Below are 25,709 nucleotides of genomic sequence, written 5' to 3'. Positions count from 1 at the left end.
CTCAGCCCTCGCCCAGCAGCTTGCCGTCCGAGGTCTCGAACTGCTTCTTGAAGCTGTCGACGGCCTCGCCCAGCGCCGCGATCGTGTCGTCGGACATCTTGCCGCCCTCGACGATGCTGGTCAGCAGCCCCTTGTGCTCACGGTGGAGGTAGTCCAGCAGCTCACGCTCGAAGCGGCGGACGTCCTCGACGGGCACGTCGTCCATCTTGCCGTTGGTGCCGGACCAGATGGAGACGATCTCGTCCTCGGTGGAGTACGGGGCGTACTGGCCCTGCTTCAGCAGCTCGACCATGCGCGCACCGCGCTCCAGCGACGCCTTCGAGGCCGCGTCCAGGTCGGAACCGAAGGCGGCGAACGCCTCCAGCTCGCGGTACTGGGCGAGGTCCACGCGGAGTCGGCCGGAGACCTGGCGCATCGCCTTGTGCTGGGCGGAACCACCGACTCGGGAGACCGAGATACCGACGTTGAGGGCCGGCCGCTGGTTGGCGTTGAACAGGTCGGACTCGAGGAAGCACTGACCGTCGGTGATGGAGATGACGTTGGTCGGAATGAACGCCGACACGTCGTTCGCCTTGGTCTCGACGATCGGCAGACCGGTCATCGAGCCGGAGCCCATCTCGTCGGAGAGCTTGGCGCAGCGCTCCAGCAGCCGGGAGTGCAGGTAGAAGACGTCACCCGGGTAGGCCTCACGGCCCGGCGGGCGGCGCAGCAGCAGCGACACGGCGCGGTACGCGTCGGCCTGCTTGGACAGGTCGTCGAAGACGATCAGGACGTGCTTGCCCTCGTACATCCAGTGCTGGCCGATGGCCGAGCCGGTGTAGGGCGCGAGGTACTTGAAGCCCGCCGGGTCGGACGCCGGGGCGGCGACGATCGTCGTGTACTCCAGCGCACCGGCCTCCTCCAGCGCGCCGCGCACGGACGCGATGGTGGAGCCCTTCTGGCCGACGGCGACGTAGATGCAGCGGACCTGCTTCTTCGGGTCGCCGGAGCGCCAGTTGTCACGCTGGTTGATGATCGTGTCGACGCACAGCGCGGTCTTGCCGGTCTGCCGGTCGCCGATGACCAGCTGACGCTGGCCGCGGCCGATCGGGGTCATGGCGTCGACGGCCTTGTAGCCGGTCTCCATCGGCTCGTGCACCGACTTGCGCTGCATGACCGTGGGGGCCTGAAGCTCGAGGGCGCGGCGGCCCTCGGTCTCGATCTCGCCGAGGCCGTCGATCGGGTTGCCCAGCGGGTCGACGACACGGCCGAGGTAGCCCTCGCCGACAGCCACCGAGAGAACCTCGCCGGTGCGGTGCACCTGCTGGCCCTCCTCGATGCCGCTGAACTCGCCGAGGACAACGGCACCGATCTCGCGCTCCTCGAGGTTGAGGGCGAGGCCGAGGGTGCCGTCCTCGAACTTCAGCAGTTCGTTCGCCATGGCCGAGGGAAGACCCTCGACCCTCGCGATGCCGTCGCCGGCAACGCTGACCGTACCGACCTCCTCGCGCGAGGCCGCGTCCGGCTTGTACGCCTGGACAAAGTTCTCCAGCGCGTCCCGGATCTCCTCCGGCCGGATCGTGAGCTCCGCCATCTGGGTTCCCTGCTCTCCTTGTTGGGCCCGAAGTAAGTGACTACGGCCCAACTCGGGCCGCTTACATGCTTGTTGAGTTGGTGGCTGGGTCAGCCGGCCATCCGTCGGCTCGCCTCTTCGAGACGGTCCGCGATGGTCCCGTTGACGACCTCGTCGCCGATGCGTACCACGACCCCGCCGAGGACCTCCGGGTCCACGTCGAGGTTGAGGTGCACCTGGTGTCCGTACAGCGAGGCGAGGGCGGCGCCGAGGCGCTCCTTCTGCCGGTCGCTGAGCGGCACCGCCGAGGTGACGACCGCGACCATCCGGTCCCGGCGCGCCGCGGCGAGCTTCGACAGCTCGTCGAGACCCGCCTCCAGGCTACGTCCGCGCGGCTGGGTCACAAGACGCACGACGAGCCGCTCGGTCACCCGGTCGGCCCGGCCGCCCAGCAGCTCGCGGACCAGCCCGGCCTTGGCCGTGCCGTTCGCGCGCCGGTCGGCCAGCGCCGACCGCAGCTCGGACGAGGAGGAGATGATCCGGCCGAACCGGAACAGCTCGTCCTCTACGTTGTCCAGGGTGCCGACCCGCTGGGCCGCCACCAGGTCGGCGCTGCTCGCCAGCTCCTCGACCGCGTCCGCCAGGTCGCGCGAGCGCGACCAGCGGGAGCGGACCATGCCGGAGACCAGGTCCAGGACCTCGCCGCCGACCTGCCCGCTCAGCAGGCGCTGGGCCAGCTCGGCCTTGGCCTCGCCGGGCTGCGCCGGGTCGGTGAGCACCCGGCGCAGCGAGACCTCACGGTCGAGCAGCGCGGTGACGGCGGCCAGCTCGTCGGCGAGCTTCGCCGCATCGACGGACGTGTTGTCCGTCAGCGCGTCGAAGCGCTCGCGCGCGGCAGCCAGTGCCTCCCTGCTCGCTCCGTTCATCGTCCGGCCTCGGCCTTCGAGCCGTCGGCCGCCTTGGCCTCGAGGTCGTCGAGGAAGCGGTCGATGGTGCGGCTCTGCCGGGCGACGTCCTCCAGGGACTCGCCGACGATCTTGCCGGCCAGGTCGGTGGCGAGCTTGCCCACGTCCTGGCGCAGCGCCGTACCGGCCTGCTTGCGCTCGGCCTCGATCTGGGCGTGACCGGCCGCGATGATCTCCTCGCGCTGCCGCTGCCCCTCCGCACGCATCTCCGCGATGAGCGCGGCGCCCTGCTCCTGCGCCTCCTGGCGCAGTCGCGCGGCCTCGTGGCGGGCGTCCGCCAGCTGGGCGCGGTAGTCCTCGAGGACCTGCTGGGCCTCGGCCTGAGTTGCCTCGGCCTTCTCCATTCCGCCCTCGATCGCCGCGCGGCGCTCATCCAGAACACGGTTGATGTTCGGGAGCAGCTTCTTGGCGAAGAAGATGAAAACGATGGCGAAGGCGATCAGGCCGATGACAAGCTCTGGGAGCGGCGGGAGGAGCGGGTTCTGCTCCTCCTCTGCCAGGAAGTCCAGGGCGTTCACATCAGTACCTTTCGTCGCAACAGCTATCGGCAGGTGATCACGGGCCGTAGACGAACGGCATGACCAGACCGATCAGGGCGAGCGCCTCACAGAGCACGAAGCCGAGGATCTGGTTGGCACGGATCAGACCGGCCGCCTCGGGCTGGCGGGCCATGGCCTGGGTGCCGTTACCGAAGATGATGCCGACGCCGACGCCCGGGCCGATGGCGGCGAGGCCGTAGCCGATCGAGCCGACGGAGCCGTGCACAGTTTCAGCAGCCAGGGACTGGAGAGCGGACATGCCGGTTCTTCCTTCTGTTTCATGGGCCGGTGGGGGTTGGCCACCGGATGTCTTGCGGACTGGGACAGGGTGCTCAGTGGTGCTCGGCGAGAGCGCCCTGAATGTAGCTACAGGCCAGCAGGACGAAGACGTATGCCTGAAGGGCCTGAATGAAGAGCTCGAAGGCGGTCAGCAGGATGACCATCACGAACGAGATGCTCGCGTACGCGATCCCGATGCCGTTCAGCAGGTACCAGCTGGCGATCGTGAAGATCAGCAGCAGGACGTGTCCGGCGAACATGTTGGCAAAGAGCCGGACGGCGTGGGTGAACGGCCGGATGAGCAGGTTGGAGAACAGCTCCAGGACCATGACCAGCGGCAGGACGCCGCCGAGCGACTTGTCGTAACCGGAGATGTTCTTCCAGCCGCCGACGAAGCCGTGCTTCTTGAAGGTGAGGCTCACCCACAGGATGTAGACGATCGCGGCGAGTCCCGCCGGGAAGGCGATGATCGACGTCGCCGGGAACTGGGCCAGCGGAATCACGGACCACAGGTTCATGATCCAGATGAAGAAGAACAGGGAGACCATGAGGGGGACGTACTTGTCGCCCTCCTTCTTCCCCAGGGCCTCGTAGACGATGCCGCGGCGCACGAAGTCGTAGCCCGCCTCACCGACCATCTGGAGCTTGCCGGGAACGACCTTGGCCCTCCCGAAAGCGGCCCAGAAGAACACGACCACGACGACGGTGCCCAGCAGAGCCAGCAGCATCGGCTTGTTGAACTCGATGCCGCCAATGGTGGCGATCGGCTGGAACGTGAACGAGTGAAGCCCTGGGGCCGGGAAGCCGCACCCGTCGAAGATGTGGCAATCGGTCTCGAAGGCGAGCGTCTGGTCAGGACTCACCGCGAGCTCCTTCAGCGTGGCGCATGGGTACGGCAACCTCGATGTGTCGGCGCGGCGCATGGCCACGGAACGGCACTGGACTGGTTCTTACGAATGTGGGGGCGGCTTGTGTACACAAGGCCGATGGGCTCACGGGCAGCAGCTGCATGGGCCGCAGATTCCGTCCCGTGGAATCCGGGGGTTCAGCCGCCTGCGCCCGCTGTGCCTCAGATGGCACCGGACGATAGCAGGTGAGCGCAGGCGCCTTTATACCGGCCCTACAGATCACGATGCGGACCCGGCTGGGGAGGTCTCCTTCTCCCTCGCCGGCTTCCGTTCGTCCTCGGCTTCCGGTTGCACGTAGAGAATCTTGGCCTTCATATGAGCCCGGGTCTGCGCCGCGATCCACGTCAGTGTCGCAGCAAGCAGGGAGAACGCGAACGCCCGGGTGCTGAAGAGGGTGGTGTCCTTGAAGACGGCCAGCAGCACCGCGATGAGCAGGAACTGCACCATGTAGAGGGCGAGCCCCATCATCTGGAACAGCTGCGGAAGATACTTCGCGGTGCGCTCGAGCACGATCAGGTCGATCGTCATGACCGCGACTACGAGGAGCGTCCCGAAGGCGGCTCCGATCGCGCCCTTTCCACCGGCGAGCACAGAACTGACGGCGACAGCGACCACCCCGACCACGGCGGTGGGCACGGCGCAACTGGGCAGCGTTCTGGCGTCGTTGGACTGCATGAAGGGTTTCTCCGGCAAGAGTCGGAAGCAACGATTCGTCGTGGACGAGCGTATCCCCGGGGACAGAGGGAACCTCGCGACGAAGAGCCGTCGCACTACGGCCCCTCGGCTCTAAGCACCGGGTTTAGTGAACGGTATCACAAACTATTTGATGAGGTCTTTACCCACCTGATGTGCTGCACGTCACACGTGTGAGTTACAGAGCGTGTATGAGTTTGACGCGCCGTGTCGTTACTACTGAGGGGATCCGATCTTCCTGCGGTGGGGGAAACGCGACCGGTCGCCGATCGCGGTGGCGCCGTTGAGACCGGCCGGCAGCGGTTCCGGGGCGGACTTCTCGGGCTGGTCCGACTTCTCCGGCGAGGCCGCCTGGGCAACCTCGGCGGACCGGACGGGCTCGGCCGCCTGGGCGGTCGCGGCCCGGCGCCGGTAGCGGGGCGGTACGAACTGCTCCGCCCACTCCGGCACGCGCGGGGTGAACCGCGGCAGCAGCAACAGCACCAGACCCACCGCGCTCAGCGCCACGATCGCGAGCACGAACCACACACCGGCCGAGTTCACCGAGTACGCGACCGCCCCGAAGGCGATCAGCGCCGACCAGAAGTACATGATCAGCACGGCCCGGCTGTGCGAGTGGCCGATCTCCAGCAGCCGGTGGTGCAGATGGCCGCGGTCCGCCGCGAACGGCGACTGGCCCCGCCAGGTGCGCCGGACGATGGCGAGCACCAGGTCCGCGAAGGGCACCGCGATGACGGTGAGCGGCAGCAGCAGCGGGATGTAGACCGGCACGGTGGCGTGCACCGCCGCCGTCTCGGAACCGGCGAACAGCTTCATCGCGTCCGGGTCCACCTGGCCCGTGATGGAGATGGCGCCCGCCGCGAGCACCAGCCCGATGAGCATCGAGCCCGAGTCCCCCATGAAGATCCGCGCGGGGTGGGCGTTGTGCGGCAGGAAGCCCAGGCACATGCCCATGAGGACGGCGGCGAACAGGGTCGCGGGGGCAGCGGCCTCCAGTCCGTAGCCGAACCAGATGCGGTACGCGTACATGAAGAACGCGGCGGCGGCGATGCACACCATGCCGGACGCCAAACCGTCCAGCCCGTCAACGAAGTTGACCGCGTTGATGGTGATGACGACCAGAGCCACCGTCAGCAGCGTGCCCTGCCAGGGCGTCAGGGAGACCGGTCCCACACCGGGCACCGGCAGCCACAGGATGGTCAGACCCTGGAGCACCATCACACCGGCGGCGATCATCTGGCCGCCCAGCTTGATGAGCGCGTCCACGCCCCACTTGTCGTCCAGCACCCCGAGCAGCCAGATCAGCCCGGCGCCGGAGAGCAGCGCGCGCGGCTCGTTGGACGTTTCGAAGACGTCCTTGAGGTTGGTGAGGTGAGCGGCCACCAGCAACCCCGCGCAGAGACCGCCGAACATGGCGATGCCTCCGAGCCGCGGAGTGGGCTCACGGTGCACATCGCGGGCCCGGATCTCCGGCATCGCACCAGCGGCGATGGCGAACTTCCGCACCGGCCCGGTGAGCAGATACGTCACCGCGGCCACGATGCACAGAGTCAGCAGGTATTCACGCACCTATTCCCCAGACGTCGCGAGGCAGATCAGGGCCACACCCTAGGAGACCTCACCCTAGCCTGCTCCGGTTCCCGGTGTGCCGGGGACCGGCAGGGGCGTGCGGTGCTCCACGGCCACTTCGTCGAACCTTCTGCGCATGTACGACAGATCCTCCAGCAGCCCGGCGGAAGTGACCGGACGGGCCCGGTGCGAACCGGCGATCCGCCCGATCGGCAGCGCCCCGGTCCGCTCCCACAACAGCCGTCCGTCGTCGCCGATGCGACCGCGGGTCTCGCCCCGGTTGTCCGGGTGCAGACAGTACGGAATGTCCAGGTAGCCCGCGCGGAAGGCGCGCAGCAGGGCCTCCCCTATATCCGGGTGGAGGTTCAGCACCGCCTCGGTGAGGGCGGCGGCCTCCCGGTAGGTCTGGCTGTCGGCCCCGGGGTCGGGCGCCCGGCCGGTCAGGGCCGCCGCCCGGTCCGCGTACTCCAGCGCCGCCACGTTCTCCTCGATGGTGGGGATGCGCCGGGACTCGGCCACCGTCTTGACGATCAGCCGCTCGGCCCCGCTCGCCGCCGCCAGCTCGGCCGCCTGCCCCAGCAGGCGGTAGGCGCCGTGCTCGGTCACCGGGTACAGCCCCATGTAGGCGTACACCACCACGTGCCAGTCGTCGGTGGGCAGCAGTTCGCCGCACAGCCGGCGCAGCGCCGCCACCGCCTCCCGGTCCTGCCCGGGGTGGGTCTGCTGGGCGTAGCTCACGGACACGCTGCGCACCCCGTGCCGGATGAAGAAGAGGGCTTCCAGCACGCTGATGGCGATGAGCTGGCTGGGCGGGCACAGCTGGCCCAGCATGCAGCCGCCGAAGGTCTCCAGGTGCGGTTCCACGCCCCGTTCGCGCAGCCCTGCGAACACCTCGCAGCTCTCCCGCCAGTTCCGTACGGACTCGGCCAGCGGGGTCCGTCCGTAGGGCAGGCAGTACGACACCGGGCCGCCCTCGCTGGCGCCGAGTCCCAGCCGGGTCAGGGTGCGGAAGATGTCGGCCGGGGCGGCGGAGCCGTGCCGCACCTGGACGGGGAAGCCGGTGCCGTCCGCGGCCGAGAGCACCCAGCGGGTGACGGATTCCTCATGGCTGACGATGGGGTAGCCGTTGAGGTCGCTGCCGTCGCGCAGCGCGCGTTCGACCGCCTGGAGGTGGCCGACCCGGGTGTGGGCGTCGAGTGTGATGGTTCCCACGGTGAGAGCGTCGGCGGCTCTGGTGGCCGCCAGGCCCTCCCGCATCCGGTGCGGGTCGCCGAAGCCCATGCGCGGCTGGACCACCAGGCGGCCGTCTCCCCCGTGGGCGCGGACGAACGCGCCGAACCCCTCGCTCATCCGGCCGCGGCCCGGCCCGCGAGGGCGGGCGGGCCCGCCTGGAGGGAGTGGACGAAGCCGCGCAGGGCGGCGGCGGGGTCGGCGCCGTCGTCGAAGACCGCGTCGAAGCCCGCCGCCATCAGCTCGGCGACCCGTTCGCTGTCCTCGTCCCCGGTGACGCCCAGCTTCCCGCCGACCACCACCGGGGTGGTGGCGAGCGGGTCGGCGGCGCGCAGCCGCCGGATGACCCGCATGCCGTCCTGGTAGCCGTGGCCGTTGACGCTGCTGATCACGACCATCGCGGGGCGGAGGTCACGGCACTCCTCGACCAGGACCTCGTCGGGGACGCAGGGGCCGAGGTTGACCACCCGGTACCCCAGTTCCTCGATCAGCAGTTGCAGGAACACCAGGTTCCAGGTGTGCGCGTCCGAGGCCATCGAGGTCACGACGACGGTCCGGGGGGCGTGGTCCGGCGCCCGGCCCCCGGTGGTGTCCGGCGCCCCGCTCGTCGGCCCGCCCCCGCTCGTCGGCCCGCCCCCGCTCGTCGGCCCGCCCCCGCTCATCGGCCTTCCAGGGGCAGCGGGGAGCGGATGTGCTCGATGCGCGAGACGGAGAGGACCTCGCCGCCGCGGACCACGGCCTCGGCGGGCGCGGGGCGGCCGAGGAACATCAGCAGGCTCGCGGTGGGCCCGTAGGCGCCGGTGTTGGGGATGGCGACGACGTCGCCCTCGTCCAGCTCCGGCAGGTCGATCTCGCGGGCCAGCAGATCGCCGGGGGTGCACAGCGGTCCGGCCAGGGTGCCCTTGCCGGTCACCTCGGCGTCCCCCTCGACCCGCACCGACACCGGCAGGATCCGGCCGAGCCCGGACATGCCGCCGAAGGTGTTGATGCCCGCGTCGAGGATGACGAACCGGCGGTCCCGGCTGGTCTTGACGTTGCTCACCGAGGCCAGCAGGGTGCCGCTGTCCCCGACCAGATAGCGGCCGGACTCCACGGCGATCCGCAGATCTCCCTGCCGCCAGCGGGGGAACCGCAGGTCCAGGGCGGCCTCCAGCTCGCCGCGCAGCTTGGGGTAGGCGTCGCGGGCGCCGTGGCGTCCGTACGGCACGGAGAAGCCGCCGCCGATGTCCAGCAGCCGCAGGGCCACCCCCAGGTCGGCCTCGACCTGGGCGGCCACCTCGATGGTGTGCCGGAACTCCTCGATCAGGGCGTCCTCGTCCTTGGCGTTGCTCTGCGAGAACAGGTGCAGACCGGCGAGGGACGTGCCGGGTACGGAGCGCAGGTGCGGCGCCAGCTCGGCCACCGTCTCGCTGTCGATGCCGAACTGTGTGGGCTTGCCGGTCATGCGGATGCCGGTGCTGGCGCTCGCGGTGGCGCTGTTGACGCGCAGCAGGCAGTCGGCGACCACGCCGTGGGCAAGGGCGGCCTGACCGATGTGCTCCAGGTCGCCCAGCGATTCGGCGGAGAACGTCCGCACTCCGCGGGCGATGGCCTCGCGCAGCTCCCCAGGGGTCTTGCCGGGCCCGGTATAGAGGATGTCGGCGCCGGTGTATCCGCCGTCCAGGGCGGCGGCCAGCTCACCGGTCGAGCTGATCTCGGCCTTGCAGGCCGGGCCGTCGCCCTCGCGCAGGGCGCGCACCAGGTCGACGTGCGGGTTGGCCTTGAAGGCGTAGTAGACCTCGACGCCCTCGGGCAGCCAGCCGAACAGGTCGCGCCGGGCGGCGTCGATCCGGTCCAGGTCGTAGACGTACAGCGGGGTGCCGTACCGCCCGGCGAGTTCTTCCAGCGTCTCGTACCGGCTCACGTCTCGTCCTTCTCCAGCAGGGCCTCCAGCTCCTGGCGGGCGTTCTTGCCGTGCAGGGTGAAGGGGAACTCGGAGAGCACCCGGCAGACGGCCGGCATCCTGGTGTGGTCCAGGCGCTGCATCAGCTCGTCGGTGAGGGTCTGCGCGTCGAGGTCGCTCTCCACGAACAGCGCCAGGTCGTGCCGGTCGCTCGGGGGCAGTGCGGCGGCGGCGCGGACGCCGGGGATGTCCATCGCGGCGCTTTCGATCTCCAGCGTGGACATCCGGAAGCCCTTGCGCTTGAACATGTCGTCGCGGCGGCCCTCGAAGTAGAGGTAGCCGTCGGCGTCGAGGCTTCCGTAGTCGCCGGTGTGCAGGCGGGGCTCGCCGGTCTCCGGGTCGGGGCGGAAGGTGCGCGCGGTGACCTCGGGGTTGCGCCAGTAGCCGCCCATCACATGGGGGCCGACCGCGACGATCTCGCCTACCTCGCCGGTGGGCACCGGCTGCCCTTCGGGGTCCAGGACCAGCACCCGGGTGCCGGGCAGCGGCAGGCCGACGGAGTTCGGCCGCTCGGTGTCCTCCTCGGGCGGCATCACGGTGATGCGCTTGGCCTCCGTCTGGCCGTACTGGCGCACCACCCGGGCGCCGGGGAAGTGTGCGCGCAGCGCGTCGATGGTGGCCTGGGGCAGTGCGGCGCCGGTGTTGGTGAACATGCGCACCGGCGGCGGCTCCCGGCGGTCCCGGCCCGCCAGCGAGACGATCATCGTGGCGAGGGAGGGCACGATGGGGACGACCGTGACGCCGGTCTCGCGCATCCGCTTGAGCAGCACGAAGTCGGACTCGCCGTCGGCCAGCACGATCGCGCAGCGCGCGGCGCAGGTCATCAGGACCTTGTACAGGCCGTAGTCCCAGGACATCGGGAAGCGGCAGAAGACCACGTCGTCCGGCCGGTAGCCCAGCGCCGCGGTCAGCGCCCGGGTGGCGAACGTCACCTGGCGGTGCGGGCTGATCACGGCCTTGGGGGCGGCGGTGGACCCGGAGGTGTAGATCAGGGCGGCGAGGTCGTCGGGCTCGACCGGCTCCGGCTCGGGGCGCGCCCCGGCCTCGTAGCCCTTGCGCACCTCGGCCCACAGCTCGGCCAGGTCGTGGACGGGGGCGTCGGCGATGGCGCGCAGCTGCTCGGCCGTCGCGGCGTTCCCGATGACCAGTTTCGGTTCCGCGTCGCGCACCACCGAGCGCAGGTGGAACGGCTTCATGGCCGGGTTCAGCGGTACGAAGACGGCGCCGCGCCGCGCGGCGCCGTGGAACATGGCCACCATCTCGCGGCTGCTGGGCAGCTGGAGCAGGACCCGGTCGCCGCGGCCGATGCCCTGGTCGCGCAGCCAGGCGGCGAACGCGTGGCTGTGCGCGGCCAGTTCGCGGTAGGTCCAGGCGCCGACCGCGTCCCGGACGGCGGGCGCGTCGGGGGCCTGGGCCACGGCCTCGTCCAGCAGGTCGTGGACGAGCGGCCCCCCTGCGGTGGGGTCGGCTCCAAGGGTGTCTGCGGGTGACGGGGTGGCGGGGCCCGGGGAAGGCGCGTGGCTGTCCAAGGCTGCTCTCTTCACTCGTGGGTGGGCGTGAGGGGGCGGGCCGGGCGCCGGGCGGGCGCGAGCACCTGGCCGATGGCGCGGCGGTCGATCTTCCCGTTGGTGTTGAGGGGGAAGGACTCGAAGCGGGTGACGGCGTCGGGGACCATGTAGCCGGGCAGGCGGCCGCGCACCGCGTCCAGCAGCGGGCCCGGCTCGGCAGTGTCACCGGTGAACGCGGCCACCAGCCGGGACTCCCCGCGGGGGCCCGGGACGGCGACCACGACGGCGTCCCGCACTTCGGGGCGGGAGCGCAGCACGGCCTCGATCTCGCCGAGTTCGACGCGGTAGCCGCGCACCTTGACCTGCTGGTCCAGCCGTCCGAGGTGGACCAGGCCGTGGGCGGGGTCGCGGCGCACCCGGTCGCCGGTGCGGTACCACAGCTCCTCGCCGGGTGCCGGGCAGTCGGCGACGACGGTGGCGCGGCCGCCGGTGTGCTCGACGAACCGGCCCGCGTTGTCCCGGGGGTCGAGGTAGCCGGGGAAGCGCTGGACGCCCCGTACGCAGAGCTCGCCCTCGGTGGCGGCGTGGCCGTCCTCGTCGATCACCAGCGTGTCCAGGCCCGGGTACGGCTCCCCGATGGGCACGGTGTCGCCCTCCCCCAGGTCCGCGGTGGCGTCGAAGCGGTACTGGGTGCAGCTCAGGGTGAGTTCGGTGGGCCCGTACAGGTTCTCCAGCACGCTGCCGGGGGCGGCGGCCTGCCACGCCCGGGCCTGGGCGGCGGTGAGCGGTTCGCCGCAGAACAGGCTCCGGCGCAGGGTCGGCATGCTGCCGGGGGCGAGGTTGCGCAGCCGCATCGCGAACGAGACGACGGAGGGCACCGAGAACCAGTGGGTGATCCGCTCCCGGTTGACGTAGCGCACCGGCGCCACCAGGTCGTTGTCGTGCGGGACGACGAGGGTGGCGCCCGCGCCCCAGGCTGCGAACAGGTCGTACACCGACAGGTCGAAGGTGAGGTCGAAGGTCTGGGACAGCCGGTCGCCGGGGGCGAGCCCATAGCGGTCGATCACATGGGTGAGGTAGGCGGCCACGTTGCGGTGGCGCACCGGAACGCCCTTGGGGGTGCCGGTCGATCCCGAGGTGAACAGGATGTAGGCGATGTCCTCGGGGTCCGGTGCGCCCTCGGGGAGCGGCGGTTCGGCGCCGGTGGCGGGGGCGGGCGGCAGGACGGCCGGGTCGGCGGTCACCGCCGGCACCGGCAGTCCGGCGGTGTCGCACCCGGGTTCGGCCAGCACCAGGTCGAGGGCGGCGGCCTCGGCGATCGCGGCGTTGCGCGCGACGGGGAAGCCGGTCCCGAGGGGCACCACGGTGGCGCCGAGACGCTGGACGGCGAGGTATCCGGCGTACGCGGTGAGGGTACGGCCCGCCAGCAGACCGACGCGGGCGGGCGGGGCGCCACCGGCCTCGGCGGTCAGCCGCCGCGCCAGCCGCTCGGCCAGCTCCCGTAGCCCCGCGTAGGTGTGCGCGGTGTCCGCCACTTCGAGCGCCACCGCGTCGGGGTGGCGCCGCGCCGTGTCCGCGAACCACGCGTACAGGCTGCGGTCAGTCGTCATCGTTCCCGTCCCCGAGCCGTTCGACGGTGTCCAGCAGCCGGGCGAACGCCTTGTCGACCAGGGCGTGGCGGGGCCTGCCCCGGGCGGCGGAGGCCACGGCGAACCGTGCGGCGCGCGGCAGTTCCTCCCAGGCGGTGGCGGCCTCGGCCCGCGCGGCGGCATCGCCGGGGGTGCGCTGGGCGAGCCGGAAGCGCTGGTGGCGGGCGGCCGTCCACAGGTCGTCGGCGTGCCGGGCCAGCGCCTCGTCGTCGCCGCACACCCGCTCCGCGACCGCGCGCAGGGCGGGGGCCACGCCGTGGATCCAGCTGCCCTCGGGCTCGTCGGCCTCGTCGGTGCGGGGCGGCAGCGCGGTGTGCTCCAGCCAGCGGTAGCCGGTGGTGGGCGGCAGGGCGGTGCGCTCCCCCAGCGCGTAGCGGTCCCGGTTGACGGCCACCGGGGTGATGTCCGCGAGCGGGGTCAGCAGCCCGCGCAGCTCGTGGTCGTCCAGCAGCCCGGCGTGCGGGGCGTGTTCGCCGTGCGGGGTGAGGGCCGCGAAGTCGTCGCGTACGGACCACTTGCCGTCGGAGAGGCCGCAGAGCAGCACCCAGTGCGGGGTCTCGGCCTGCTCATGGGCCGGTGACCACGGGATGTGCCGGGTGTTGCCGACGGCCAGCACCCGGCCGCCGCGCCGCAGTTCGGCGGCGAGCGCGTCCCGCGCCTGGTCCCAGTCGTCGGCGCCCCGGTAGGCCAGGCCGTGGCCGTCGGCATCGATGTCCACCCGGGTGTGGTGGGAGAACGCGAGCCCGCCGCCGGGGGGATCGGTGCGCACCGACAGCCGGATGGCGGCCGCGAGGTCCGTGGCGATGCCGGGGGCCTGGGGCCGCAGATAGGCCGCCAGGTTCGCGGTGTAGCAGCTCAGCTCCCATGGCTCGCTCATGTGGCCTCCTGGTGGTTCGGTGTGCGGCGGGCCCCGCCGGGCGCCCGGGTCATGGGGTCAGTTCGTTCAGTACCAAGTCGAGTCGGCCCGCGACGGTGTCGAGGACGACCTCGGTGGCGCCGCCGCCGATGGCGAACACGGCGGACTCGGCGCGCAGTTGCTGGATTCCCCCGGTGCCGAAGCCATCGGCCCCCTGGAGCTGGGCGCAGGTGGTCATCACGCGTTCCACGGTGGTGCCGGAGGCGGCCTTGAGGACGGCGGCGGCGGTGGCGTCGTGGCCGTCGGCGATCCGGTCGCACGAGGCCGTCCACAGTGCGTGCAGCGAGCTGACCTGGACGGCGCAGTCGGCCAGCCGCTGGCGCACGCTCGCCGACTCCCGCAGCGGGGTGTCGTCCACCTGCCGCGCGCGCAGCCGCCGGTCGGTGTCGGCGATGGCGCCGCGGCACAGCTCGATGGCCCAGGCCGCGGAGGCCAGCCGCTCGACGGCCATGTGGCGGGCGAAGAGGGCGAGTCCGCGGCCGGTGCGGCCGAGGAGGTGGTCGCGGGAGAGCACGACGCCGGACAGCTCGAGGTGGCCGACGCCGGAGCCCTCGAACAGCTCGGTGGCGGCGGGGCGGACGGTGACGCCGGGCGCGGTGAGCGGGACCAGCACCCAGGTGAAGTTGGTGAAGTGGCGGCCGGGCCGGTGGCGGGCCAGCACCAGGGCGTGGTCGGCGGTGAGGGCCGAGGTGACCCAGCGCTTGGTCCCGTTCACGGTCACCTGGTCGCCGTCGGGGCCGCCGTCGAGGTCCACGGTGGTGGTGAGCGCGGTGAGGTCCGATCCGGCCTGTTCGTCGGTGGCGGCGAGCGCGAGCAGCGCCCGGCCTCCCAGCGCGGCGTCCCGCACCGCGGTGGCGGTGGGGGCCTGGGCCGTCTCGGTCAGCAGGGGCAGGGCGGTGGCGAGCTGGACCAGCAGGGCGAGCACCGTGCCCTGCGGGCCGCGCGCGGCGGCGTCGGCCAGCAGCCGCCGCAGGGTCCTCGGGTCCACCCGGCCGGTCGGCCGGGGCCCGTACAGCTCGGTGAGCGCCCCGGCCCCGGCCAGCTCCGCCACGGCCTGCCGGGCGTCGGCGCCGGGCACCGCGGGTGCGGGCACCGGAGGGCCGGACGCCGGAGGGCCGGGCAGCGGCCGGGTCTGCGCGTCAGGCAAAGCGGACCTCCGCGTCCAGCAGCGCGAGCTTGCCGTCGGCCAGGTGGAGCCGGTCGTTGCTGTAGTTCAGGGCGGCCGAACGCAGGTCGCGCAGGGCCCGTTCGAGGCCGGTGGGCGAGCCCTTGAGGTAGCCGTGGCGCAGGCCGACGGCGTCGATCAGGTCCTCGACCGCCCGGTGGCACTCCTCCGATGCGGTGATCTTGAGGCTGTTGATCAGCATCTGGTAGCGGGGCCGGGACAGGTCGTCGCCCTCGGCGCGCACCCGGGTCACGACCTCGGCGGTGTGCCGCATCAGGGCGTGCACGGTCTCCAGCCGCTGCCGGGACCGCGAGAGCCGGGTCATCAGCAGTTCGGAGTCGAGGTTGGCGCCCTTGCGGCCGTCCGGGCTGCGCAGCAGCCGCAGCACCCGGGACAGGGCGCCGCTCGCGGTGCCCAGCCAGCTGGCCGCCCAGCCCAGGTGGGCCAGCGGGCCGAAGGTGTTGAGCACGACCGCGCGGAACTGCCCGTGCTCGCCGACCACCTGGTGCTCGGGGATGCGGCCGGTGAGCCGGAGCGCGGTGCTGTGGCTGGCCCGCATGCCCAGCGGGTTCCAGTCGCCGGAGGGGGTGATGGTGAGCTGGTCGCGGTGGGCGTACACGAGCGAGACGTCGCCCGCGGAGCGGGCCTCGGGGCTGCGCATGGTGATGAGGAAGCCATCGGCGTGCTCGCCACCGGTGACGATCGGTGCGAACCGGTCGATGTCCAGCCCGTCGTCCTCGGCGGTGAGTCCGGCGGTGGCGGTCAGCAGATGGCCGCCCTTGCCCGCCTCGGTGGTCACCGAGGCCAGGTACATCCGCCCGGCAGCGACCAGCGGCAGCAGTTCGCCCGCGAGCCGGGGTCCGGCGTGGTGCACGACGCCCGCCACCTGCTGGCAGTGCATCGAGAAGATCATCGCGACCGACATATCGGCCCGGCCGAGCTCCATGGTGATGTCCAGCAGCTCGTCCAGGCCGCCGCCGAGCCCGCCGTACTCGGCAGGCACCAGCAGCCCGAGCAGTCCGGTGGTGCGCAGTTCGTCCAGCACGGCGACCGGGAAGCGCGCGGCCTCGTCGGTCTCCTCGGCGTGCTTCGCGGCCAGGGCGCGGACCTGTTCGACGGCCGGGAGGAGGTCCGTACGGGGGCCCTGCCCGGTGGCGCCGCTCATACGGCGTCCGCCGCCGGGGCGGTGTCGGAGCCCTGGCCGCCGAGCTGGCCGGAGAGCGCGTCCCACAGCTTGCCCGCGGTGCTGAAGGTCTCCTCGGTCAGCTGCTCGTCCGGCAGTTCCACCCCGTAGGTGTCCTCCACGGACAGCATCAGCTCGATGGCCTGCATCGAGTCCAGGCCGTACTCGCGCAGCGGGGTGTCGGCCGTCAGTTCGCGGTCCCCCAGGTAGGGGAGGTAGGGCGTCAGCAGTTCGGTGAAGCGGGCGTCCACGGCGTGGTCCACCTTTCTGAGGTCTTCGGCGTCGGTCGCGGGGACCGGTCAGCGGGCGGCGAGGGCGCGGTGCACCAGGCCGCACAGGTCGTCGATGCGGTGCAACTTCTCCGGTACGAGGTCGTCCGGCCCGAACTCCACGTCGAACGCGGCCTCCAGGCCCTCCACGATCTCGACCATGCGCAGGCTGCTGAACTCCGCGAGGCCCGTCAGTTCGGTGTCGGGCACGAGGTGTTCGTCGAGGGCGAGGACGTCGGCGACGACGGCGCGCACGGTGGGACGCAGCTCGCCGTCCCCGGTGGCGGCGCCACCCTCGGGCTCGGCGGCCGGGCCGCCGCCGGTGAGCGCGGTGGCGTCGGCGCGCAGCACCTCGGCGGCGCGGGCGAGCAGCTCGGGCGGTTCGGCGCGGCCGCGCGCGACCCGCCGGAAGGTGAGGTACGCGTGCTCCACGACGCCGTCCCAGCGGGCCAGGTGCTCGGCCGCCGCCGGGTCCACCGCGGCCTCGGGCCCGCCCGCGGCGTACTGGGCGTACAGCTTGCGGGCGCGGGCCAGCAGCCATGTCTCCAGGGTGAACCGCTCCAGCGCCGCGGTGCGGTCGGGGTGTTCGGCGTAGGCGCGCAGATACTCCGCCGCGCGGTCGGCGTCGAGGTCGGCGGCCGGGCGGGGCGCGGGGCCGAGCGGGCGCGGGACGAGGTGCAGCAGCTCGACGCCCTGCGGGTCCGCGGCGAGGATCGCGGCCAGTTCGTCGCGGCCGTAGGTGTGCGACCCGGGCCTGGCCTTCCCCCACTGGGTGTCGTTGTGGTAGCCGTCGGTCACCTCGACCGTGTCGCCGTCCGCGCCCGGCTCCACCAGGAAGCTGTGCTCGACGTGCTTGTGCCCGAAGTAGGGCACCCACGGCAGGTAGTGGGCGTCGGCCACCACGTAGACGGGCCCGCCTGCGGCGGCGATCACCGGACGGTCCACGCCGCTGACGCGGGTGGCGACGGTCAGGCCCAGCAGCTCCGAGGCATCGGCGAGATGGTCGTCCAGCGTCGGTTCGACGGTGGGCAGGCCGTCCGGCCCGGGGCGCGGCGCGAACCGCAGCCGGGCGCCGAGGCGCAGATGGGTGCCGGGGCCGTGGTGCCGGTCGGCGAGCAGGGCGAGGTTGACCTGAAGGCAGTCCAGCAGGTCGGCCCGTACGGTCTCGGCGGTGCCCGTTCCGGTGCTCGCTCCGGTGTCTGCTCCGGCGGTCACTTCGGGGCCTCCTCGGCGGGGAGGGACACCAGCTCCACGAGGTCCCGCACGGTCTTGAGGCTGCGCCCGGCGAACAGGTCGTCGGGGACGGCGGAGCCGAACTCATCCTCGATCCGGGTGAGGATACCCAGCAGCGCCATGGAGCTGACGTTCAGCAGGGGGCCCGCCAGCGGTTCGTCGTCGGGCACGGCGGACGGCTCGACGGCGGCCCTGGCCTCGGTGATCACGATGTCCTTGACGGTGGCGATGACGTTGTCCCGGTCGAGTGTCACTGGGCGTCGCTCCACGAGGGCTGCTCGACGACGGTCAGCACGGCGGAGGAGCAGATCCACCCCGGGCCCTGGGAGGTCAGCAGGACGTTGTCGCCCGGCTCCAGACCGCCGGTGCGCGCCAGGTGTTCGAGGGTGATGAACATGTCGGCGCCGCCCGAGTGGCCGACCTTCGCCCCGTACTCCGCGCACAGCCGGTCGGAGGGGATGCCGAGGGGCCGCATGAGCGCCTGCTCGATCATGCGGTTGTCCACGTTGATGGTGACCACTTTGGTGATGTCGGAGGCGGTCAGACCCGCGTCGACCAGGGAGTCGTTGATGATGCCCAGGTCGAACTTGAAAAAGCTCTCGAAGAGCCGCGGCAGCTCCATCACATTGTCGACGAAATACTGGGAGCGCTCGCCCAGGTTGAAGTGGTTCGTTTCGCCGCCGCGGGGCGGCAGAAGGGACTCCTGACCCCGGTGCCATGCCTCCAGCTCATGCAGGGTCCCGGAGTTCAGGGACCGGACCTGGGCGAATCCACCGGTGCCGTTGACGACCGCGGCGGCGGCCCCGTCGGAGTAGATGGAGTTGGTGCCGAAATCCTTCCACCGGTTGAACAGCGGACTGCTGAAGTTCGACGCGGTGGTGATGAGGACATGCTCGCTCTTCGCGGCACCGGTCAGCTGGCCGATGGCCACCTGGAGCGCGCCCAGCATGCCGTTGCAGCCCTGCTGGATGTCGAAGGACGCGATGTTTCCGCTGCCCAGCTCGCGCAGGATGTATCCGGGGGCGTAGGCGCCTTCGGGAACCTGGTAGTAGACGCTGCCGTGAATGTGCCCGTCGATGGTCTCGGTGGTCGCGGTGGACCGCTCGATGGCGCTGCGAGCTGCGGCGACGGCCATGTCCACGGCCGGGGTGTCCCCCGCGACATGGGTGCCGGTCAGCCCGCCGGCCTTGAACTCCGCCCGCTGCTCGTCACCGATGCCCTCGGCATCGTCAACGCTCACCCATTCCGGAAGATGCACACCGACCGAGCTGATGTAGACACCGTCTACTCGCATTCCGGCTTCCCTTCTTGCTCACCACGCGCGTACATGGACCGTGCTTTTGGACAAAAGGAGGCATACGGCGGCAGCACGCGCCAGGAATCCGCTGGATTCGTCGCATGCGAAAGACCGGTCGGCCGGTCGAGGAACCCCGTTTCGATACTGCAGCTTCACCCCGTTGGCCGGACGCGGTCCGGCGCTTTCAGTACCCCAGTTCAGTACTGGTCGAGTACCAGCTAAATCGTACCCCGACAGGGTGTCAAGTTACCATCGCCTCCTGCCCATTCGGACGGACTCGGCAGTTTTCCGGTGAGGAGAAGCAGTGGTTGCGCATATCGACCCGACCGCGGACGTGCACAAGAACGCCGGGGTGGGTGAGAGCACAACGGTGTGGGGCCTGACGCATATCCGCGAGGGCGCCTCGGTCGGCGGCGGCTGCACCATCGGCCGCGGCGTGTACATCGGCCCCGGCGCCTCCCTCGGCGACGGCTGCAAGGTGCAGAACCACGCCCTGGTCTACGAACCGGCCCGGGTGGAGGACGGGGTCTTCATCGGCCCCGCCGCCGTCCTCACCAACGACTCCTACCCCCGCGCCATCACCCCCGAGGGCAAGCCGAAGGACGCCGACGACTGGACCCCGGTCGGGGTCACCGTCCGGCGCGGCGCGTCCATCGGCGCCCGGGCCGTGTGCGTGGCGCCGGTGACCATAGGCCGCTGGGCCATGGTCGCCGCGGGCTCGGTCGTCACCCGCGACGTCCCCGACTTCGCCCTGGTCGCCGGTGTCCCCGCCCGCCGGGTGAAGTGGGTGGGGCGGGCCGGAGCGCCCCTGGAGGACGCCGGGGACGGCCACTTCGTCTGCCCGCGCACCGGGGAGCGCTACACCGAGACCGACGGCACGCTGCACCCCGACGACCCGCACCCGCGGTGACGTGGCGCGGTGCCCGGGCGCGGCGACGCCCGGGCACCGGCCGCCCGCGCTTCCGCTCAGCACAGCGTGTTCAGGCAGGCCAGCAGGGTGCGGGCCTGCACGCTCACGAAGTGCCCGTGCCGTACGAGACCGGCCAGCTGCTCCACCGTGAACCAGGCGCAGTCCGCGGGCGGTTGGACGGGGAACCTCTCGTCCGCGGCCACGATCAGATGGCGGCTGACCGCGTTCAGGAACCGTCCCCCTTCCTCCGAGTGCACGGCGTCGTACAGGATCCGGGACGGCTCGGCCGACAGCACCTCGTCCAGCAGCGGCGGCCGCAGGTCCGGCCGGTAGTTGTCCGGGGTGCACTGCACGGTCGGGCCCAGCTCCACGACGTCGCGGAAACCCGGCTCCGGCCGCGCCCGCATCAGCACGTGCCGCACCCCGCCGATGTCGCGGACCACGAAGGCCACCACTCCCGGGCCGCGGGGCGCGAACAGCGGCTGGCACCAGCCGCCCACCTCCCGGCTCCCGGCCCGCACCGACACCGTCACCACCTGGAAGTACCGGCGGTCCGGCCGGGCGATCTCCTCGCAGTCCCGCCGCCAGTCCGCCATCTCGGCCAGCGGCATCCGGGACACCTCGATCTCCCGGTCGCTGCGCTGCCCGGTGAACCAGCTCAGCAGCTCGGGGGTCGGCGTGTGCGCCAGTTCCCCGCCGTCCTCGCGCGCGCCGGGCAGGAAGGGCGTCAGGCACGACAGCACCGTGCGCGCGTCCATGTTGACCACGTTGTCCCGCGCCAGCAGTTCATGGATCTGCCCGAGCGTGAGCCAGCAGAAGTCGTCCTCCGCGGTGACGTCCTCGTCGGTCTCCACCACCATGTTGCGGTTGCTCTTGCGGTAGAACCACGAGCCGTGCTCGGACTGGAGCACATCGGCGATGACCCGGCCGCGCCGCGCCCCGGCGAAGTACTCCAGGTAGCGCACCGGCGCGCCCTTGTGGACCCGGGTGTAGTTGCTGCGGGTGGCCTGCACGGTGGGCGAGAGCTGGAGCAGATTGGGGTTGCCGGGCTCCATCTTGGCCTGCATCAGGAAGTGCGGCACCCCGCCGATGTCCTTGACCAGGATGCCGAGGACACCGATCTCCGGCTGGCGGATGATGGGCTGCTGCCACTGCCGTACCGGGCCGTCGCCCCTGCGCACGTCCAGCCCCTCGACGGTGAAGAACCGCCCGCTGTGGTGTCCCAGGTTGCCGGTGGCCGGGTCGAAGGCCCAGCCGTCCGCCTCGGCGAACGGCACCCGCTCCACCCGGAAGGGGTGCGCCCGGCGGCGCCCCTCCAGCCAGGTGTCGAACTCGGCGGTGGGCAGCGGTGTCCCGTCCCGCTCCCGGGCGGAGCGGGCCAGCCGGGCGGGCAGCTCCGGGTCCTCGACGGGGCGCAGGTCCGCGGCGCGCAGCGCGGTGGCCGCGGTCATACGGCCGCTCCCCGGGACTCCTTGAGCGGCTTCCACCAGGCCGGGTTGTCCCCGTACCAGGCGACCACCTCGGCCAGGCCCCGGTCGAAGTCCACGGCCGGGGCGTAGCCCAGCTCGGCCCGTATCTTGCCGTCGTCCAGCGCGTAGCGCAGGTCGTGGCCCTTGCGGTCGGCCACCTGGCGCACCAGGTCCCCGGACGCGCCGCACAGCTCCAGCAGCGCGTCGGTGATCTGCCGGTTGGTCCGCTCGTTCCCGCCACCGATGTGGTAGACCTCGCCGGCTCTGCCTCCGCTCAGAACCAGCTGGATGCCCGCGCAGTGGTCCTGGACGTGGACCCATTCGCGGACGTTGGAGCCGTCGCCGTACAGCGGCACGGTGTCGCCGCTGAGCAGGCTGGTGACGAACAGCGGGATCAGCTTCTCCGGGTGCTGGTGGGGCCCGTAGTTGTTGGAGCAGCGGGTGATGGACACGTCCAGGCCGTGGGTGCGCCAGTACGAGCGGGCGATGAGGTCGCCGGACGCCTTGGACGCGGCGTACGGGGAGTTGGGCGCGAGCGGCCACTCCTCGGTCCACGCGCCGCGCTCGATCGAGCCGTACACCTCGTCGGTGGAGATGTGCACGACCCGTTCCACGCCGCTCAGCAGGCAGCCCTCCAGCAGCGTCTGGGTGCCGAGCACATTGGTGCGCACGAACGCCGACGGGTCCTCGATGGAGCGGTCCACGTGTGATTCGGCGGCGAAGTTCACCACCGCGTCGTGGCCGGGCAGCAGCTCGCGCAGCAGCCCCGCGTCGCAGATGTCGCCCCGGACGAAGTCCAGCCGGTCGTGGTGTGCGGGCAAATTGGTGCGGTTGCCCGCGTAGGTGAGCTTGTCCAGCACCGTCACCGAGGCGTCCTCGTACCCGGCGTAGCCGCCGTCGAGGAGGGTGCGGACGTAGGCCGAGCCGATGAATCCGGCGCCCCCGGTCACCAGGATCCTCACGCGGTCACCTCGATCCGGGCGTGGTCGCCGACGACGAGCCGGTGGGCGCCGTCGGCCGGGGCCGAGGTGACGCTGGCGTCCCGGCCGATGACCGAGGCGTGCACCGAGCCGACGTTCGTCACGGTCGCGCCGTCCTGGACGATGGTGTATCCGACGCCGGTCCCGCTCAGCACACAGTCCCGGCCGATCGCGGTGTGCGGGCCGATGTCGCTGTCCTCGACCAGGGCCCCGGCGCCGATGACCGCGGGTCCGACGACGCGGCTGCGGACGATCCGCGCGCCCTCCTCGACCACGACCGCGCCGATCAGCTCGCTGGCGTCGTCGACCTCGCCGCGCACCGAGGGCTTGAGCCGGTCGAGGAGTTCCCGGTTGCACTCCAGGACGTCGTCCACCCGGCCGGCGTCCTTCCAGAAGCCGCGGTAGACCCGGGCCCGGACGTCCGCGCCGGAGGACACCAGCCACTGGATGGCGTCGGTGATCTCCAGCTCGCCGCGGTTGCTGGCGCCGATGGCGGCGACGGCCTCGTGGATGGCGGGGGTGAAGAAGTACACGCCCACCACCGCCAGGTCGCTGACCGGCGACTCGGGCTTCTCGACCAGGCGGACCACCCGGCCGTCCGCTTCCACCTCGGCGACCCCGAAGGCCCGCGGGTCGGCCACCTGGTGCACCACGACCTGGGCGTCGGGGCGTTCGGTACGGAAGTCCCGGGCCAGTTCGGTGACGCCGTCGGGCAGCATCTGGTCGCCCAGGTACATCACGAAGTCGTCGTCGCCGAGGAAGTCGCGGGCGATCGCCACGCAGTGGGCGAGCCCGTGCGGCGCCTCCTGCGGGATGTAGGTGATCTTCACGTCGAGGTCGGAGCCGTCGCCGAGGACGCCTTCGATCATCTCGGCCCGGTCGCCGACCACCACGCCGACCTCGGTGATCCCCAGGGCCCGCAGGCCCTCGACCACATGGACCAGGACCGGCTTGTTGGCCACCGGGATGAGCTGTTTGGGCATGGAGTGGCTGAACGGCCGCAGCCGCAGCCCCATGCCTCCGGACAACACCAGTGCCTTCATCGTGTGCCTCCTAGAGCGTGGTCAGGACGTCGCGCAGAGCACCGATCACGGTGTTCTGGAGGTCCAGGGGAAGGGACGGGTACATGGGCAGCGAGAAGATCTCGTCGGCCAGCGCCTCGGTGACCGGCAGCGACCCCTTGGCGTAGCCGAGGTGTTCGAACCCGGCCATGGTGTGCACCGGCCACGGGTAGCTGATGTTCAGGGAGATGTCGTACTCGCTCTTGAGCCGCTCGATGATGCGGTCGCGCTGCGGGTGGCGCACCACGTACACGTAGTAGACGTGCTCGTTGCCGGGGTTGGTGGCGGGCAGGTGCAGACCGCCCGGCCCGGTCAGATCGGCCAGGCCCTCCTCGTAGCGGCGGGCCACGGCGCGGCGCCCGGCGATGTAGTCGTCGAGGCGGGTGAGCTTGCGGCGCAGGATCTCGGCCTGCACCTCGTCCAGGCGGCTGTTGTGGCCGGGCGTCTGGACGACGTAGTACCTCTTCTCCATGCCGTAGTAGCGCAGCCGCCGCAGCGCCGCGTCGGCCTCGTCGCTGTTGGTGACGACGGCGCCGCCGTCGCCGTACGCGCCCAGCACCTTGGTCGGGTAGAAGGAGAACGCGGCGGTGTCGCCCATGGACCCGGCGATCCGGCCGTGGTGGCGGGCGCCGTGCGCCTGGGCGCAGTCCTCCACCAGGGCGAGCCCGTGCTCGGCGGCCAGCGCCTCCAGGGGCGCCATGTCCACGCACTGGCCGTACAGGTGCACCGGCAGCAGCGCCTTGGTGCGCGGGGTGATCGCGGCGGCGACCTGGTCGGTGTCCATCAGGTAGTCCTCGGCCCTGATGTCCACGAAGACGGGGGTGGCGCCGGTGCCGTGGATGGCCACGACGGTGGGCGCGGCGGTGTTGGAGACGGTGATCACCTCGTCCCCGGGGCCGACGCCCAGCGCCTCCAGGGCGAGCTTGACGGCGTTGGTGCCGTTGTCCACTCCGGTGCAGTGGCGCACGCCGTGGTAGTCGGCGAACTCCGACTCGAAGCCGCTGACGCTCGCGCCGAGTATCAGGCTCCCCGAGCTGAAGACGGTCTCGACCGCGTCGAGGATGTCCTTGCGTTCGTCGCGGTATTCCGGCAGGTAGTCCCAGACGTATGTGGTCATGGGTGGTTCAGCCTCCAAGGCCTTGTCGGGGGAAGGGTGTCCGGGGTCAGCGGGCCTGGTCGGCCCAGGATTCGATGAGGTCGCAGGCCGTCTCCACGCCCCGGTCGCGGCGTACGCGCTCGCCGATGCGGGCCGCCTGTTCGGCGGGCCGGGGGTCGTTCACCACGGTGTGCACGGCCTGCCGCAGCTGTGCGGCGGTCATCTTCTGGAACGGCACCGGGGGCGCGGCCACGCCGAGTTCGGCCAGCCGGTCCGCCCAGTACGGGCCGTCGGCCCAGCACGGCACGGTCAGCTGCGGCACTCCGGCGCGCAGCGCGTCGGCCGTGGTGCCGAAGGCGCCGCCGTGGATGACCGCGGCCACCTTCGGGAAGAGCCAGCCGTAGTCCACCTCCGGCACCCGGAACACCTCGTCGGAGGCGGTCCCTTCGGGCCCGCCCACCACGATCAGCCGCCGCCCGGCGTGGCGTACGGCGTCGCGCACCAGGTGGAAGGTCCGCTCGCCGTACACCGGCCAGGCGCTGCCGAGGGCCAGCAGCAGCGGCTTGGTGCCGCTGTCGAGGAAGTCGACCAGGTCGGCCGGGGGCTCCTCCTCGGGGCGTTCCCAGATCCAGTAGCCGGTGACATGGGTGTTGGCGGGCCAGTCGCCCGGCGGCGGCATGAAGCTCGGGCTGTACGGGTACAGCACGGGCTGCTCGGTGCCGAGCCCGCCCATCGGCGACTTCTTCAGCGGCGGCAGCCCGCGTCGGGCGCGGAATCCGTTGACCGCGGGCCGGTGCCAGGCCGCCCACTCCATCTGGGCGGACATGGCGTGGGTGAACTTCGTGTACAGCGGGCCGAGCGGCAGGTCGGGGGTCTTGTACGCGCGGAACTCCCGGGTGGCGGTGATCGGCCACCAGGACACCGTGCCCCACGGCTTGTCGAGACCGGCGAATCCGCAGGCGCGGGTGATCAGCGAGGTCAGCGTGAAGTCGGCGCCCTCGGCGGCCTCCTGCATCTTCTCCACGGCGTCCACGAACTCGTCCTTGCCGGGGCGCTCCATGGCCATGGCGGTGCGGATCGAGGACGAGCTCTTGCGGATCGACTTGATGACCGCCGGGTTGGAGAAGTGGTCGGTGGTCCGGCCGGGGATCTCGCGGAATTCCAGCCCGGCCTGTTCCACCATGGCCTTGAAATCCAGCGCCGTGGCCACGGTGACGTCGTGCCCGCGCTCGCGCAGCCCGATCCCCAGTGCCACGAAGGGATGGACGTCGCCGCGCGTCCCGAATGTCTGCAAGG

Annotated in this window: 25 protein-coding genes; 1 reads left to right on the top strand and 24 read right to left on the bottom strand. The window is 71.6% G+C overall.

Annotation, left to right across the window (positions count from 1 at the left end; all coding sequences use genetic code 11):
• Position 1 precedes the first annotated feature (1 nt).
• The 19 genes from atpA to HYQ63_RS28880 form a co-directional block, all read right to left on the bottom strand.
• Entirely contained in the window at positions 2–1,573 is a 1,572-nt protein-coding gene (gene atpA, locus HYQ63_RS28970; RefSeq protein ID WP_179936796.1) for a F0F1 ATP synthase subunit alpha, read from the bottom strand.
• Between the two features lie 89 nt (positions 1,574–1,662).
• Positions 1,663–2,478 carry a F0F1 ATP synthase subunit delta gene (locus tag HYQ63_RS28965; protein WP_179936795.1) on the bottom strand — a complete coding sequence of 272 codons (816 nt, stop codon included), beginning with the start codon at positions 2,476–2,478 and terminating at the stop codon, positions 1,663–1,665.
• Positions 2,475–3,035 carry a F0F1 ATP synthase subunit B gene (locus HYQ63_RS28960; RefSeq protein ID WP_179936794.1) on the bottom strand — a complete coding sequence of 187 codons (561 nt, stop codon included), beginning with the start codon at positions 3,033–3,035 and terminating at the stop codon, positions 2,475–2,477. Before HYQ63_RS28960 ends, HYQ63_RS28965 begins: the two co-directional genes overlap by 4 nt.
• 37 nt (positions 3,036–3,072) lie before the next feature.
• Positions 3,073–3,315 (bottom strand): ATP synthase F0 subunit C, encoded by a 243-nt coding sequence (gene atpE, locus HYQ63_RS28955; RefSeq protein WP_123099795.1) that lies wholly within the window; start codon positions 3,313–3,315, stop codon positions 3,073–3,075.
• A 73-nt stretch (positions 3,316–3,388) separates the two neighbouring features.
• The gene (atpB, locus tag HYQ63_RS28950) at positions 3,389–4,258 is read right to left on the bottom strand and encodes a F0F1 ATP synthase subunit A (RefSeq protein WP_257232664.1); all 870 of its coding nucleotides are present in this window, start codon (positions 4,256–4,258) and stop codon (positions 3,389–3,391) included.
• A 204-nt stretch (positions 4,259–4,462) separates the two neighbouring features.
• Complete coding sequence (locus tag HYQ63_RS28945) at positions 4,463–4,918, bottom strand: hypothetical protein (RefSeq protein ID WP_179936792.1); 456 nt, start codon at positions 4,916–4,918, stop codon at positions 4,463–4,465.
• A 234-nt stretch (positions 4,919–5,152) separates the two neighbouring features.
• On the bottom strand, positions 5,153–6,505 hold the full coding sequence (locus HYQ63_RS28940) for an MraY family glycosyltransferase (RefSeq protein WP_179936791.1): 1,353 nt from the start codon (positions 6,503–6,505) through the stop codon (positions 5,153–5,155).
• A gap of 54 nt (positions 6,506–6,559) precedes the next feature.
• Positions 6,560–7,855 carry a methylaspartate mutase gene (locus HYQ63_RS28935; protein ID WP_179936790.1) on the bottom strand — a complete coding sequence of 432 codons (1,296 nt, stop codon included), beginning with the start codon at positions 7,853–7,855 and terminating at the stop codon, positions 6,560–6,562.
• Positions 7,852–8,397 carry a cobalamin B12-binding domain-containing protein gene (locus HYQ63_RS28930; protein WP_179936789.1) on the bottom strand — a complete coding sequence of 182 codons (546 nt, stop codon included), beginning with the start codon at positions 8,395–8,397 and terminating at the stop codon, positions 7,852–7,854. The genes HYQ63_RS28935 and HYQ63_RS28930 overlap by 4 nt, the downstream gene beginning before the upstream one ends.
• On the bottom strand, positions 8,394–9,638 hold the full coding sequence (locus HYQ63_RS28925; protein WP_179936788.1) for a type III PLP-dependent enzyme: 1,245 nt from the start codon (positions 9,636–9,638) through the stop codon (positions 8,394–8,396). Before HYQ63_RS28925 ends, HYQ63_RS28930 begins: the two co-directional genes overlap by 4 nt.
• Positions 9,635–11,110, bottom strand: coding sequence for an AMP-binding protein (locus HYQ63_RS28920; protein ID WP_179940623.1), 1,476 nt, complete (start codon positions 11,108–11,110; stop codon positions 9,635–9,637). The genes HYQ63_RS28925 and HYQ63_RS28920 overlap by 4 nt, the downstream gene beginning before the upstream one ends.
• A gap of 107 nt (positions 11,111–11,217) precedes the next feature.
• Positions 11,218–12,795 carry an amino acid adenylation domain-containing protein gene (locus tag HYQ63_RS28915; protein WP_179936787.1) on the bottom strand — a complete coding sequence of 526 codons (1,578 nt, stop codon included), beginning with the start codon at positions 12,793–12,795 and terminating at the stop codon, positions 11,218–11,220.
• Positions 12,785–13,711 carry a hypothetical protein gene (locus HYQ63_RS28910; RefSeq protein WP_179936786.1) on the bottom strand — a complete coding sequence of 309 codons (927 nt, stop codon included), beginning with the start codon at positions 13,709–13,711 and terminating at the stop codon, positions 12,785–12,787. Before HYQ63_RS28910 ends, HYQ63_RS28915 begins: the two co-directional genes overlap by 11 nt.
• A 49-nt stretch (positions 13,712–13,760) precedes the next feature.
• Positions 13,761–14,897 (bottom strand): acyl-CoA dehydrogenase family protein, encoded by a 1,137-nt coding sequence (locus HYQ63_RS45690; protein WP_179936785.1) that lies wholly within the window; start codon positions 14,895–14,897, stop codon positions 13,761–13,763.
• Complete coding sequence (locus HYQ63_RS28900; RefSeq protein ID WP_179936784.1) at positions 14,890–16,080, bottom strand: acyl-CoA dehydrogenase family protein; 1,191 nt, start codon at positions 16,078–16,080, stop codon at positions 14,890–14,892. The genes HYQ63_RS45690 and HYQ63_RS28900 overlap by 8 nt, the downstream gene beginning before the upstream one ends.
• Positions 16,077–16,349 (bottom strand): acyl carrier protein, encoded by a 273-nt coding sequence (locus HYQ63_RS28895; protein WP_009715027.1) that lies wholly within the window; start codon positions 16,347–16,349, stop codon positions 16,077–16,079. Before HYQ63_RS28895 ends, HYQ63_RS28900 begins: the two co-directional genes overlap by 4 nt.
• Positions 16,350–16,397: 48 nt before the next feature.
• A complete protein-coding gene (locus HYQ63_RS28890; protein WP_218929585.1) occupies positions 16,398–17,582 on the bottom strand; it encodes an acyl carrier protein in 1,185 nt (394 codons plus the stop codon).
• Positions 17,579–17,854 carry an acyl carrier protein gene (locus HYQ63_RS28885; RefSeq protein ID WP_179936783.1) on the bottom strand — a complete coding sequence of 92 codons (276 nt, stop codon included), beginning with the start codon at positions 17,852–17,854 and terminating at the stop codon, positions 17,579–17,581. Before HYQ63_RS28885 ends, HYQ63_RS28890 begins: the two co-directional genes overlap by 4 nt.
• Positions 17,851–18,894, bottom strand: coding sequence for a 3-oxoacyl-ACP synthase III family protein (locus HYQ63_RS28880; RefSeq protein WP_179936782.1), 1,044 nt, complete (start codon positions 18,892–18,894; stop codon positions 17,851–17,853). The genes HYQ63_RS28885 and HYQ63_RS28880 overlap by 4 nt, the downstream gene beginning before the upstream one ends.
• A 307-nt stretch (positions 18,895–19,201) precedes the next feature.
• On the opposite strand from HYQ63_RS28880, the gene HYQ63_RS45685 reads away from it, so the two are divergent.
• Positions 19,202–19,807, top strand: a complete 606-nt coding sequence (locus HYQ63_RS45685) for an acyltransferase (protein WP_179936781.1) — start codon at positions 19,202–19,204, stop codon at positions 19,805–19,807.
• Positions 19,808–19,863: 56 nt separating this feature from the next.
• Here the strand turns inward: HYQ63_RS45685 and HYQ63_RS28870 are convergent, their stop codons facing one another.
• The 5 genes from HYQ63_RS28870 to HYQ63_RS28850 are packed head-to-tail and all read right to left on the bottom strand — an operon-like array spanning position 19,864 to position 25,707.
• A complete protein-coding gene (locus HYQ63_RS28870; RefSeq protein WP_179936780.1) occupies positions 19,864–21,258 on the bottom strand; it encodes an NDP-hexose 2,3-dehydratase family protein in 1,395 nt (464 codons plus the stop codon).
• Positions 21,255–22,238, bottom strand: a complete 984-nt coding sequence (gene rfbB, locus HYQ63_RS28865) for a dTDP-glucose 4,6-dehydratase (RefSeq protein ID WP_179936779.1) — start codon at positions 22,236–22,238, stop codon at positions 21,255–21,257. The genes HYQ63_RS28870 and rfbB overlap by 4 nt, the downstream gene beginning before the upstream one ends.
• On the bottom strand, positions 22,235–23,299 hold the full coding sequence (locus tag HYQ63_RS28860; protein WP_179936778.1) for a glucose-1-phosphate thymidylyltransferase: 1,065 nt from the start codon (positions 23,297–23,299) through the stop codon (positions 22,235–22,237). The genes rfbB and HYQ63_RS28860 overlap by 4 nt, the downstream gene beginning before the upstream one ends.
• A 10-nt stretch (positions 23,300–23,309) precedes the next feature.
• Entirely contained in the window at positions 23,310–24,434 is a 1,125-nt protein-coding gene (locus tag HYQ63_RS28855) for a DegT/DnrJ/EryC1/StrS aminotransferase family protein (protein WP_179936777.1), read from the bottom strand.
• 46 nt (positions 24,435–24,480) lie between these two features.
• A complete protein-coding gene (locus tag HYQ63_RS28850) occupies positions 24,481–25,707 on the bottom strand; it encodes a glycosyltransferase (protein ID WP_257232227.1) in 1,227 nt (408 codons plus the stop codon).
• Positions 25,708–25,709 lie beyond the last annotated feature (2 nt).

The sequence above is a fragment of the Streptomyces sp. Rer75 genome, assembly GCF_013414305.1.
GTDB lineage: Bacteria > Actinomycetota > Actinomycetes > Streptomycetales > Streptomycetaceae > Streptomyces > Streptomyces himastatinicus.
Note: the sequence above shows the minus strand (reverse complement) of the source record. Positions and strands in the feature narration are given on the sequence as shown.